Below are 10,317 nucleotides of genomic sequence, written 5' to 3'. Positions count from 1 at the left end.
CTGTGGCGGCATCATTTTCCGCCTCGCCTTCGGTTATCTCGTCCGCTTCCATTAACTCAGCCGCTTCCTCGGCTGGCTCGTCCGGCAACTGGGTCGCTACTTCGCGTACATCTACCTTGCCGGTAACAACGTCGGCAATCAGGCGGGTGCGGTATTCTTGCAAGAGTTCGATTTCGCGGCGGGTGGCGGCAATAGCGGCGTCGATCTTGGCCGTTTGACCGTTGAGGTATTCAACGATAGCGGTTTGTTCGGAAAGCGATGGAAGCGGAAACAGCATGCTACCGACGAATGTCCACTCAGCCCGTGGCATCTTGGCACCGTACGTAGAGCTGTTTATAAAATCAATAGCTAGTGCTGATCGAAGAACTACCTCAAGGTACTCGGGTGCAATAACCGATCTTGCGCGCAAGACAAGGAACTCGCTGACGCAGACGCCGTTTTGTTTGGGCTGAACAACCTTAGCAAGATATGGCCTGAGCTTTCCGAATAAAATATCTCCAGTTCGAAAGCGCTTCACGGCGCTGGTAAAGTGTGCTTCTCTGGATGACACCAGAAGTCTACCTGACCAACTCTCAACGTGTTCTAGTGCTATGTACAGTTCCTCTTCATTTTTGGTGTTAGTTTGCTTGTTAATGTGATCTACAATCGTCTTGAGCCGTCGCACTTCCCAGTATTCAGGAACCCGGCCAAGCCATTCCACACCGGAAGGCTTGTAAGCCGGATAAGGCTGACCCGTGCGAACATTGAACTTGCCAGTGACGACCTGGTGTGTAAGGACTCGCTTGTACTCATCCAGCAGCTTGATCCGCCGCTGCCGCGCTCGGATCACCCGCCGAATCCGCAGCTCCGCCCAATCAAGAAACCGCATGATGGCGTTCTGGTCGGGCAGGGGTGGAAGGGGTATCACTGCCGACTTAATTGCACCATGTGAAAGCCCGTAACGCGTTACTCCTTTCGCTTCGACATAAAATTGGTAGGCGACTTGGGGACTCTGAAGGGCACGAAGCAAGAATGCTCCTTCGACCACCTGCTTTGGGCGCAATAAGGCCAAATGGTAGCCGGTGATAAGGTCTGGCGCCGAGGACTCGATGAGCGCGGGCACTCCAATATCATCCCATACCTCAGAATCCTTCGTGATCAGAACGTCGCCCTTTTCCAGGCGGAACCGCTCAATTTCTTCCACTGATGCCGTTGCCTTCATGAACTCCATGTTGGAATGGATTCTCTCGTGCCTGTACACATCTACATAGTTACAGAGGCGAACGGGTTCCTCGCCCTCCTTGGAGTGTTTGTCAACATTGCTGATTCGTGTCTCCACAGTATTACGTAGTCGCCGCACCTCCCAATGTGCTGGCACTTTTCCAAGCCACGGCACGCCTGAGTCTTTGTAGGCGGGATAGGCAGTCAGGGTATGTATCATGGCTGGCCTCCTCTACGAACAAGCACGGCATCATCCAGCTTGCGATGTAATAAAGAAAGGAGTGTAAGGTAGTCTACAGCGTCGTCTTCTCCGTCTTTCCACAAGACTCTTGGTTCGTGAGCACGTGGGTTCCGGATGGCGCTGAAGCACCCTTTCAATAGTAATGCGAAGCCTTTGTGCTCTGACTTCTCGCTTTCTGTCCGGAGAGAGTTCAGAGCGATAAGGGGTCGGTCAATAGCGAAAACATGATCAACGAGCGCGGCGCCGTCCAATTGAACGCCCGTCATGTTTCGGATACGTTGGGCAAGTCCTTTTGTTGCTTCGAATACGGCATGAAAGTAGTTGTCCTGCATTAGTTCGGCTCGGCAATACTTTAACACCTCCGGATGGACACTACGGCCTTTTAACTTCGCCCGGATAGTCTGTACACGTTTTTCTGCCTCGTCAAGTGTCGTCACTGCCTTCACTCGACGAAATTGCCCATCGGGTCCGTACTCTAACCCGGAAAAAAGTAAGATTTGGTTGAGGCGCTGTCGATAAGTCTCGAACTCCTCATGCCGGCCAATAAACCGAGCTGGGGCGAGAAATGCGCGTACGAAATCAAGCACGTGATTGGCACACTTGTACTCATTCTGATAATGTTGAAATACCCAGTAAAGGCGTCGCCACTTCGTAGATTCGCCGGAATGGTCCAGCAGTCCCCTTTCCTGAAGAACTCGGGAAATCTCGCTTCCTGTACCGCAGTCACCAAGTAAGCGCGCCAGTGCTTCAATCTGAGCATTGGGAAAAGGTGGGACCGCACTCATCTCATTGATCCTCCCAGAAGTTCATCCAATAATCCATCTGCCTCTTTCTCCACCGCCAGAAGGTCGGCGCGGATTTCCTCCAGAGTGCGCAGGGTCTTTGGCTTGTAGAAGTATCGGTTGAAGTTGATCTCATATCCCACTTTGACGCTAGCAGGGTCGTACCACGCGTCAGGCGCGTAGGGAAGCACCTCCCGGCGCAGGAAGGTCTCTATGGCTACGCGCTGGTCTTTCGAGTTCGGCAGGTAACCGGGTTGATGGCACGCCGGGCACTCGAGGAAGGGGACCTGCTCGCTATCGCGAAGTTCCGTGTCAGGCTCGTACTCAACCACGCGCAACTTGCCTTGAATGGTAGCCTCAAACAGCCCGCGAAGCGGATCGGGCGTGGTGCCCGGTTTATGAATCTTCTTGATGACCGGCGGTGCGTCGTCTGCCCGCTCAGCTTTCTCCCGAAGCTCCTTGATCTCCCTAGGGGTGTAAGCGCGTTCGGGGTCGATGCCTTGCAGGCGTAAGGGACGTTCAACCGTTACCTTCCAGTAACCGAAGGATGCATTGGGGAAAATTCTGGATTGCTCGGTCTCCTCGAATTCGAGGAAAGTATCAACGATGCGACGGATATCTTCTTCAGATAACTCGCAGTTTTTCTTGCCCAGGTTCTTACGCAGGGGCTTGTACCATTGCGTCGCATCGATAAGCTGAACACGTCCCTTGCGGTGTTTGGGTTTGCGATTTGTGAGCACCCAGATATAGGTGGCGATACCGGTGTTGTAGAACATATTGAGCGGCAGGGCGATGATCGCCTCGAGCCAGTCGTTTTCAATAATCCAGCGGCGAATATTGCTTTCGCCCTGGCCGGCGTCCCCCGTAAAAAGCGACGAGCCGTTGTGTACCTCAGCCAAGCGACTGCCGAGGGGGGTATCGTGCTTCATCTTGGAGAGCATGTTCACTAGAAACAGCATTTGGCCGTCGCTGGTGCGGGTGATTAGGGAAAGCTCCTCTCCACGATGCTGCACGACAAAGCGCGGGTCCTTGATGCCTGTTTTGCCACCCATGCGTTCCAGATCGTTTTTCCAGCTCTTACCATAGGGTGGATTGGAGAGCATGAAGTCGAAGGTGCGACCGGGGAAAGCGTCGTTGGATAGGGTCGAATGCTCCGGCCCGCCCACGATGTTGTCAGCGGCATCCCCTTCGCCCTTGAGTAAAAGGTCAGCTTTGCAAATGGCATAGGTCTCGGCGTTGATCTCCTGTCCGAAAAGATGCACGGAGACTTGTTTGCCACGTTCTTTTGCTAGTTGCAACAGGGTTTCTTCGGCCACCGTGAGCATCCCACCGGTGCCACAGGCGCCGTCATAGAGCAGGTAAGTGCCGGATTCGATTTGGTCAGCGACCGGCTCGAAGATCAGGCGGGCCATCAGCCTCACGGCGTCGCGTGGGGTCCAGTGCTCGCCGGCTTCTTCATTGTTTTCCTCGTTAAAGCGGCGTACCAGCTCTTCGAAGATGGTGCCCATGGCGTGATTGTCGAGGCCGGGCAGCCGGACGGTGCCGTCGCTGTTCAGCACGGGGTAAGGACTCAGGTTAATGGATGGGTCGAGGAACTTTTCAATGAGCGTCCCCAAAGCATCGGCTTTGGCTAAGCGGGGGATTTGGTTGCGGAACTCAAAGTTGTCGATGATCTCCTGCACGTTGGGCGAGAAACCATCGAGATAAATGCGAAAATCCGCTTCTAGTTGCTGGCGGCTGGTACGAGACCGGAGGTCGCGTAGCGTGTAGGGTGAAGTGTTGTAGAAGGCTTGCCCGGCGGCCTGCCTCAAGGCGGCGTCTTGTTGTATGATCCCAGCTTGGTCAAGCGCAGCTTTTAAGTCAAGCACGGCCTGTTTGGTAGGCTCTAACACCGCATCCAATCGGCGGATCACGGTCATCGGGAGAATTACGTCGCGGTACTTGCCTCGCACGTACAGGTCGCGCAGCACATCATCCGCGATGCTCCAAATGAAATTTGTGATCCAGGTCAGTTGACCGTTTTCCATATCAGAATTCCCCCACAAAGATAGTATATTCTATATATTCTTAGTCTGGGTATAGGCTTGTCAAAAATGCTCGTCCAATTGTTATTGATTATAAGACATTAAAGGTACTCAACTGTCTGTGTATGACGCTTTTACCAAACACAAAAGGCGAATTACCTAGGCATATCAGATAATTCGCACTTGAGCGCACTAGCGTTTCCAAGCCTCCTGCATGGTACATTCTCGGCAATCACGATAAGTGCTCCTGGATGTTACCGTGCCGGTACCAGCAAGCACTGACTTCCCGCAGTATTCCAGATGACCTATCCTCAATAGCAGGTACATTCGGTAAATGACTGCTTCTTAAAAACCAAATGCGGCTGTTGAAAATAGATTGTTAGTACGTGTATCGGATACCTCGGTACACAAGTAGAGTCTTTAACTTATGCTTCGGTCACCAAACCGCCTTGCCCCAGCGCAATGTGTATTTCGACATTTATCTGCTTTTTCCTACCATCCACAGCCAATAGGATGCCATGGCCCGGTCGAAGTACAACATTTGCCTTGCAATAGCCAGGTATTGTGCTTATTGGTTACATTTGCGCTTTTGTTTAATGGTTCCCTTAAAGACTAACCCATGTTAAGAACCGGCGGCGCTTGGTCTACCCAGGCGCCGCCTTACCCGGCATCTGCTCGTTATTCGGTGACGATTTCCACGGTGCCGCCGGCTTGCCGGATGGTATCGATGATGGAATTCAGGTTGGGGCCGCTGTTGTTTTGGAAGAGAGGGATCCGCACTACCAGGCAGATGCCGCTGGGGGAGGTTAATTCAAACAAGCCAAGAGATTGAGCACCGCTCCGGCCGGGATGAAAACCCGCAGGAGAGTGCCGGGCAGCTGCGGGCAGGGCTCGGGTTTATCTTTGTGGCAGTGATGATCCCCTTTTCCATTTTTGTCATGGGTGATATACATCGACATACTTTTCTCTCCTTTCAGGTAATTTCTGGTATATGATATGGAAACAAATGGAATATAGTTCCAATTTAACCAGGCAAGGGAGAAGGAATTTTGACCACCGGATTATTTGAGCTTTTGTACCGGTGCCTGCGCTGCCCTGGCTCCGGGTGGCTGGATTAAGGCTTGCATTAAGCTGCCGCAACTGGTAAAGTATAAGTAAGGTTGTTAATGTTTTCACAATCCTAGATACTAAAGACATCGCCAGAGGTATTACCCAGTGCAATGCAGTGGCGCACTCAGCTGCCGGGAGCTAAGTGCCCGCCGGGGATGACCTAAAGGCCGGTCACAAGAATCTGGAAATCGTTTCGAGCCGGGGTGATAGAGCATGGGGATTGTTTCTACCAGGGAAGGCCATTGCCGGAGTTGTTATGCCTGTGTCCGCAACTGCCCGGTGAAAGCCATTAAAGTGGTAAACGGGCAGGCGAAGGTAGTACCGGAGCTGTGTATTGCCTGCGGGCACTGCATCAAGGTGTGCTCTCAAAAAGCGAAAACCATCGTCAGTGCACTGGATCAGGTGAAAGACTGGCTCCGGGGCGGCGAGCGGGTGGCGGCCTGCCTGGCCCCGTCCTTTGTCGTCGAGTTCCTGGACCTGGAGCCCGGCCGGCTGGTGGCGGCCTTGAAGCAAGCCGGTTTTTGGAAAGTATATGAAGTGGCCCTGGGCGCGGACCTGGTCTCCCGGGAATACCGCCGGCTACTGGACCAACAACCCGGGGAGGGCCCCTGGATCAGCACTCCTTGCCCTGCTATCATCAACCTGGTGGAAAAATACTACCCGGAGCTGGTTCCCGCCCTGGTACCGGTGGTGTCCCCCATGGTCGCCACCGGGAGGTATATTAAAGCCCGTTACGGTGAGGGGGTCAAGGTGGTTTTTGCCGGGCCCTGTATTGCCAAGAAGGAAGAGATCAACGACCGGGAAGAGGCCTGGGGAGTGGATGCCGTGCTCACTTTTGATGAATTGCGCGGTCTCCTGCCCGATACGGTGACGGGTACCATGGATTTCGACAACCCGCCCCCCGGCTTGGGCCGGGTCTATCCCCTGAGCGGGGGGCTTTTAAAAAGCGCTGCTTTTGACCATGACCTCCTTAAGACGGAGATCATGACGGTGGAAGGCAAGGACAATTGCCTGGCCATGCTGGACGCGCTGCAGGAATCCGGTGGGAAAAAGTACTTTATCGATGCCTTGTTCTGTGAAGGGTGCATCAACGGGCCGATGCTGAGCACGGAGCTGGACATCTTTCAGAAAAGGGAAAGGATAGTGGCTTATTACCGGGAGCGGGAACGGGGCCGGGAGGATTTGAACCCGGAGGACATGCCCGTCGTGTTTCTTTCCCGCCGTTTTAAACCAAAGGGTTCCCCTTTGCCGGTGCCGTCGGAAGGGGAAATCAACAAGATCCTGGCGGAGCTGAACAAGTTCTCCCCGGAAGATGAGCTCAACTGCGGTGCCTGCGGCTACAGTACCTGCCGGGAGAAGGCCGCGGCCGTTTACCGGGGGCTGGCAGACAACAAGATGTGTCTCCCGTACCTGGTGAAGCAGTTGCAAGAACATAACTTGCGGCTGCGGCAGCAGTTGAGGGAACGGCACGATTACGGTTTGATCGGCAACAGCCCGGCCATGCAAGAAGTCAAGAATCTAATAGCCAAGGTGGCGCCCACGGACTGCACCGTCTTGTTACGGGGTGAAAGCGGCACCGGGAAAGACCTGGCGGCCCAGGCCATTTTCCATCACAGCTTGCGCAGCGAGCAGAATTTCGTCACCATCAATTGTGCCGCCCTGCCGGAAAACCTGCTGGAGAGCGAGCTCTTCGGTTATGTCAAGGGGGCTTTTACCGGGGCCACCCAGGCTAAGAAAGGCCTGTTCGAGGAAGCCCACCGCGGCACCCTGTTTCTGGATGAAATAGGGGATCTGAGCCCGTCGCTGCAGGGGAAACTGCTCCGGGTGCTGCAGCAGGGGGAATTCTTCCGGATTGGTGATACCCAGCCCCGGCAAGTGGATGTGCGGATCATTGCCGCTACCAACCAGGACCTGGAGCGCATGGTGGAAGAAAAGCGATTTCGCATGGACTTGTTTTACCGGTTGAATGTGGTCAGCATCGTGCTGCCTCCTTTGCGGGAAAAGAGGGAGGATATTCCTTTGCTGGCCCGGCATTTCCTGGAGAAATTTAACCAGAAGCACGGCAAACGCTGTACCGGCTTCAGCCCGGAAGCCATGGCAATCCTGGAGCAGGCCCCCTGGCCGGGAAACGTGCGGCAGCTGGAAAATGTGGTGGAAAGGGCCGTCATTCTCTGCGAGGGAGAGCTGGTTACCCCGAAGGACCTGCCCCCCAGCCTGACGGGAGCGGCTGGGGAACCGGCGGGGGTCTTCTCCTACCGGCAAGCCGTCCGGGATTATGAGCGGAAGCTTGTGCTAGATGCTTTAAAAGCCCATGGCTGGGTCCAGGCGAGGGCGGCAAAAGCCTTGGGGATGAACCGCAGCACTTTCCACGAAATGCTGAAACGGCTGGATATCAATGTTCAAGACTACTGCTGACAGGCGTTCAAAAAGACAAACGGCATGTCCGACTATTTGAACAAGCTGATGCAGCGCCTGGCTTAGCTTCAACATGAATTTGGCTGATGCTTGTTCAAGAGTTTGAACAAGCAGGCAGGATCCCTTCGGATGCCGGCGAAGGGGTTTGCTTTTCCTGCCGGCGGAAACGCAGTCGTCCCAATGGGTGACGGCTTTTTTCTTTTTCAGGCCCGGTATGGCATCAAACTTGCATCGCCAGTATGACAAAAATGTGCGTGAAAACGGTTTGAACGCAGGGTTGTACGGGAATTTATAATCAGATTTCACGGCAAGGGAGGGATTTCCATGTCAGTTCTGCCGGTAGGGCAAAGAGCCGCGGGGGAGGAAAAGCGGCATCACTGGCGCGTCCTCTATTCTCCGGAGGAATTGAACCGGGCTTACGCCAGGGTGGATGCAGCATATAATTGCCTGGCGTCCAACTGGGAATGGTTCAAAGATTGCCGGTACGAGATTGATCCTTGGCAGCAGGTGCAGCTGCGGGTGGAGCAAAACTAGCTTTGCGGTTAAGCGGTGAGGGAATGTGCCCGGTGATCGATAAAACAGGGCCGGTGTTGGGCCGGGGCTTGATGCTCATTCCTACTCCCTCCGCTTTTCGCCCCGGGGCAACACCGGCCGGATTGACCGTTATGCCTGAAGGCAGGCAGCCGCACTAGTATTTTTCTTTAGGTGTGTAATGGGTATGCAGCAGCTTGTGGGACATGTCGCCCAAGGGTTGTCCCAGGAATTCCTTGTACAGCTGCTGGACGGCTGGGTTTTCATGGGATTTACGCAGGGGCATGGCTTCGTCGCCGGCGTAAATGCCCTTGATTCTTTTGGCCCGGATTTCCGTGTTGGTGGGAATGGGCTGGCCGCCGCCGCCGATGCAGCCGCCGGGGCAGCACATGACCTCAATGAAGTGATAGTCAGCTTCCCCTGCCTTCACTCGCTCCATCAGTTTCCGGGCATTCCCCAGGCCGTGGGCTACCGCCACCTTGACCTGGGTACCGTCCACGTCTACTTGAGCTTCTTTGATGCCGTCCAGGCCCCGGACATCGTAGAAGTTGATTTCCTTGAGTTCTTTGCCGGTGGCCAGTTCATAAGCGGTGCGCAAAGCTGCTTCCATGACCCCGCCGGTGGCGCCGAAGATCAAACCGGCACCGGTGGAGATGCCCAGGGGATCGTCGTAGTCTTCTTCGGGTAATGTGGCAAAGTCAATGCCGGCTTGCCGGATCATGCGGGCCAGTTCCCTGGTGGTCAGCACGTAATCCACATCCCGGTAACCGCTGTCTCTCATCTCCGGGCGCTGGCTCTCGTATTTCTTCGCCGTACAAGGCATGATGGAGACGCTGACCACATCGGCCGGGTCGATGCCGGCCTTCTGCGGGTAGTAGGTCTTGGCCAGGGCGCCAAACATCTGCTGGGGCGACTTGCAGGTCGAGAGATGGGGCAGCAGCTCGGGATAGAAGGTTTCGATGAAGTTAATCCAACCGGGGCTGCAGGAGGTCATCAGGGGCAGGGTGCCGCCGTGCTGCAGGCGATGCAGGAATTCGCTGCCTTCCTCCATAATGGTCAGGTCGGCGGTGAAGTCCGTGTCGAAGACCTTGTCAAACCCCAGGCGCCGGAGGGCAGCCACCAGCTTGCCGGTGCTGATTTCCCCCGGTTCCCCGCCGAATTCCTCGGCGATGGCAACCCGGATGGCGGGCGCGGTTTGCACCACCACATGCTTCTCGGGATCATCAATGGCGGCCCAGACCTCGTCAATGTATTCTCTTTCCACAATAGCGCCGGTGGGGCACACCAGGGCGCACTGGCCGCACTGGACGCAGGTGGAATCCGACAGGTTTTCCTGGAACGCGGGGCCGATGATGGTGGTAAAGCCTCTTTCCAGGGGTACGATGGCTTTGACGGTCTGGACTTCACGGCAGACGGCGACGCAGCGCCGGCACAGGATGCATTTGTTTGGATCCCGGATGAGGGCCGGGGTAGACGTATCCTTGGGAAAATCCAGTCTTTGTCCCTTAAACCTGTTTTCCCTGATGCCGAAGCTCTGGGCCAGGCTCTGCAGTTCACAGTTCAGGTTCCTGGCACAAGCCGGGCAGTTGTCATCATGGTTGGACAAAAGGAGTTCCAAGTTCGTCCGCCGTGCTTTGCGGACCCGCGGGGTATTGGTATATACTTTCATGCCTTCGGCTACGGGAGCGGTGCAGGCTGCCGTGAGTGTTCTGGCGCCTTCCACCTCCACCAGGCAGATGCGGCAAGCGCCGATCTGGTTGATTTCCGCCAGGTAACAAAGGGTAGGGATGTGGATATTAGCTTTCTTCGCTGCGTCAAGAATTGTTTTGTCTTTTTCGATCTGTACTTCCCGGCCGTCAATGGTCAAAGTAACTAATTCCATTCTGCTCCCTCCTTCAACCACATATTTGCCTTGACACTACTCCCGGTAATCGCAGCGGAGGCAGCGGCAGGCTTCTTGCACGGCCTGTTCTTCGGTGTAGCCGAGCTCCACTTCGGCGAAGCCGCCGAGGCG

The 10,317-nt window shown here is 55.1% G+C and carries 7 protein-coding genes and 1 pseudogene; 2 read left to right on the top strand and 6 right to left on the bottom strand.

Translation table 11 applies throughout. The features are described from left to right. The 4 genes and pseudogenes from GXX34_07440 to GXX34_07425 form a co-directional block, all read right to left on the bottom strand. The coding region (locus GXX34_07440; GenBank protein HHW07349.1) for a restriction endonuclease subunit S at positions 1–1,420 on the bottom strand (1,420 nt) is incomplete at its 3' end. Then, positions 1,417–2,226: a TIGR02391 family protein gene (locus GXX34_07435; GenBank protein ID HHW07348.1), complete on the bottom strand. Its 810-nt coding sequence runs from the start codon at positions 2,224–2,226 to the stop codon at positions 1,417–1,419. The genes GXX34_07440 and GXX34_07435, both read right to left, overlap by 4 nt. Further along, on the bottom strand, positions 2,223–4,250 hold the full coding sequence (locus GXX34_07430) for an SAM-dependent DNA methyltransferase (protein ID HHW07347.1): 2,028 nt from the start codon (positions 4,248–4,250) through the stop codon (positions 2,223–2,225). The genes GXX34_07435 and GXX34_07430 overlap by 4 nt, the downstream gene beginning before the upstream one ends. Positions 4,251–4,925: 675 nt before the next feature. Then, a pseudogene (locus GXX34_07425) lies at positions 4,926–5,200 on the bottom strand (hypothetical protein). A 370-nt stretch (positions 5,201–5,570) separates the two neighbouring features. Here GXX34_07425 and GXX34_07420 point away from each other — a divergent pair. Both GXX34_07420 and GXX34_07415 read left to right on the top strand, forming a co-directional pair. Continuing rightward, positions 5,571–7,772: a sigma 54-interacting transcriptional regulator gene (locus GXX34_07420; GenBank protein HHW07346.1), complete on the top strand. Its 2,202-nt coding sequence runs from the start codon at positions 5,571–5,573 to the stop codon at positions 7,770–7,772. A gap of 324 nt (positions 7,773–8,096) precedes the next feature. Next, positions 8,097–8,306: a hypothetical protein gene (locus tag GXX34_07415; GenBank protein ID HHW07345.1), complete on the top strand. Its 210-nt coding sequence runs from the start codon at positions 8,097–8,099 to the stop codon at positions 8,304–8,306. Between the two features lie 154 nt (positions 8,307–8,460). On the opposite strand, the gene GXX34_07410 is transcribed toward GXX34_07415, so the two are convergent. Together GXX34_07410 and GXX34_07405 are read right to left on the bottom strand one after the other, a co-directional pair. After that, entirely contained in the window at positions 8,461–10,185 is a 1,725-nt protein-coding gene (locus tag GXX34_07410) for a 2Fe-2S iron-sulfur cluster binding domain-containing protein (protein ID HHW07344.1), read from the bottom strand. 36 nt (positions 10,186–10,221) lie between these two features. Further along, positions 10,222–10,317, bottom strand: a 96-nt coding sequence (locus GXX34_07405; GenBank protein ID HHW07343.1) for a hypothetical protein, incomplete at its 5' end; no start/stop codon positions are given.

Source organism: Clostridia bacterium (assembly GCA_012840125.1).
Classification (GTDB): domain Bacteria; phylum Bacillota; class DULZ01; order DULZ01; family DULZ01; genus DULZ01.
The sequence above is the reverse complement of the archived record's forward strand: the minus strand, read 5'-3'. Positions and strand labels throughout refer to the sequence as shown.